We start from the raw sequence: 1596 nt of genomic DNA, 5'->3' as shown, positions 1-1596 counted from the left end.
GCCTCGGGAGCATCATCCACATCAGTGTAAGGGGGTCATTGTTGGACGCCGATCACCCCGTTACGGGGTCAAAATTGCATGCCTGTTCACAGCCACGGACTACCGCCCGGCACCAGCAGCAACCGCTGGCGCACGATGGCGGCCACATCGCCTGAGATCGGGATGCGGTGGATCTTGCGCTGTTTGGTGGTGGCGGCCGGTTTTGACCAACTGCCAAGGTCGAGGTTGAACTGTTCGAACCGCGCCTGCCGCACCTCACCAACCCGCGCGCCAGTCAGCATGCAGAGCTGGATGATCCCCGCCGCACGCTGATCCTTGGCGGCGTCCAGCGCCTTGGCAAGTCGTCCGATCTCCTCGGGCGTCAGGAATCGCTCACGTTCGTTCTCGATCCGGCGGCGAAACCCGCTGGCGGGATTGTCGGCGCGCCAGCCCCAGCCAATGGCAAGCGTGAACATCTTGCGCAACACCTCCCCGACCCGGTTGGCGCGCACCGGCGTGGGCTTCGGCCCCTGCAGCTTTCGCGCCCGGTTGTTCGGCTTGGCCTTTGACGGTCGGGCGCGACCGGCGGCGATCTTGGTCAGCAGCTTTTCCACATCGGTCTTGGTGATTTCGGTCACCAGCTTTGAGCCCCAATCCGGCGCCACAAGCTTATGCATAATGGTGTGCTGGTCGGCGGCATTCCGGGCGGCAAGATGCGGAGTGTGTTCTGCCAGGTAGCGCGCGATCATGTCGTTGACCCTTGGCGCTTCGCGTGCTGCTTCCCGCAGGCTGAGAGGGTCGATCCCCTCATCGATGTCGCGCCGCAGGTCCTTGGCGCGTTCGCGCGCTACGACCGTGTTCCACTCCGGCCAGCGCCCGATCGTCATCCGCCGCTGGCGCCCGGCCACCCGGTAATCAAGGGTGAAGGCCCGGTTGCCCGAGGGATAGATGGTTATAGAAAACCCCCGCACGTCGGTGTCGAAGATCTGGTAATCCCGCCCTAGGTTCTCTGCATCCCGGACGGTTTTCTCATTCAGTTTCAGCCTGTTGACCATGGATTGCTCCCCATCTGCTCGTCCGACATGAGGCGTGGATTCGCGCCCATAGCAAGCAAAGCATGGCTGCAGGACCGGAATGCAGGCAGAGACCGGAATTGGGGAGGCGAGTGACGTTCCGGGGGAGGTTTCTAGCAGCGATATTGTGGACAGCTGACGTTCGCCCCGTTCGACCTCAACGCGCCCGGGCCGAGTCAGCGGGATCTGACATTCGGGGGGCAGTGAAAACGGGTTTGTTCTGCACTGCCGCAACGCGGCTCGGAGCCCACAACGGACGGTTGGTCTTGCATCAAATTCAACAGGCGTAATTGGCGGCACCCAGCCCTTTCTTGCCGGTCAGATTCTTTGGCTTCGCAAGTGCAGCATTGGACATGTAGGGCGGGGAACGGACGTTCGCTGCAGGTGCAAGGACGCAATCCAACAATGGCAAGACCAGACATTCAAACAGCCACGGATCGCGAGTTTATGTGTATCCGTCCGGCGTGACCGCCGTTGACATTCAACGTGGCTGCCAATTCCACGGCGCGAGTTCGTCGATGCGGTTGATCTTGTGATCGGCAAT

At 61.8% G+C, this 1596-nt stretch carries 1 pseudogene; it reads right to left on the bottom strand.

The window, feature by feature from the left end:
* Positions 1 to 89: 89 nt before the first annotated feature.
* Positions 90 to 1034 (bottom strand): annotated as a pseudogene (locus tag CHB90_RS25905) (tyrosine-type recombinase/integrase); the annotation flags it as partial.
* Between the last annotated feature and the right edge of the window lie 562 nt (positions 1035 to 1596).

This window comes from Antarctobacter heliothermus, from assembly GCF_900188425.1.
In the GTDB taxonomy this organism is placed as follows: domain Bacteria; phylum Pseudomonadota; class Alphaproteobacteria; order Rhodobacterales; family Rhodobacteraceae; genus Antarctobacter; species Antarctobacter heliothermus.
The sequence above is the reverse complement of the archived record's forward strand: the minus strand, read 5'-3'. Positions and strand labels throughout refer to the sequence as shown.